At 39.2% G+C, this 500-nt stretch carries 1 protein-coding gene; it reads left to right on the top strand.

Annotated elements, in window-relative coordinates; genetic code table 11:
• Positions 1-153 precede the first annotated feature (153 nt).
• The coding region (locus tag ABD126_RS38745) for an Lrp/AsnC family transcriptional regulator (RefSeq protein ID WP_343944894.1) at positions 154-500 on the top strand (347 nt) is incomplete at its 3' end.

The raw sequence follows: 500 nt of genomic DNA, 5'->3' as shown, positions 1-500 counted from the left end.
ATTTTTTGGTTAAAATCAGTATAAAAAACAACAAAATGCACGGATATTGCAAAATATTCGTGCATTTTGTTTGCTGTTTCAATAGATTTTATTAATTTTGCTATCTGGTATAGAAAAGTACCTTATAAATAGAATAATATAAAACAAAACGAAATGGAGAAAATAGACAATCTAGACAGAAAGATTCTCGGCATCCTTTCCAAGAATGCCCGTATTCCTTTCAAGGACGTAGCCGCAGAATGTGGCGTGTCTCGTGCTGCCATCCATCAGCGTGTTCAGCACTTGATGGAGGATGGTTTCATCACCGGTAGCGGTTTTGATGTAAACCCTAAAAGCCTGGGTTATTCTACCTGCACTTATGTAGGTTTGAACTTGGAGCGCGGTAATATGTATAAAAAGGTGGTAGAGCGTTTGCAGAACATTCCTGAAATCGTAGAGTGCCACTTTACAACCGGTTCATACACCATGCTGATTAAGCTTTATGCCCGCGACAACGAGCA

The sequence above is a fragment of the Saccharothrix mutabilis subsp. mutabilis genome, assembly GCF_039521145.1.
Lineage (GTDB): Bacteria > Actinomycetota > Actinomycetes > Mycobacteriales > Pseudonocardiaceae > Actinosynnema > Actinosynnema mutabilis.
This window is presented reverse-complemented; position numbering and strand designations above follow the sequence as displayed.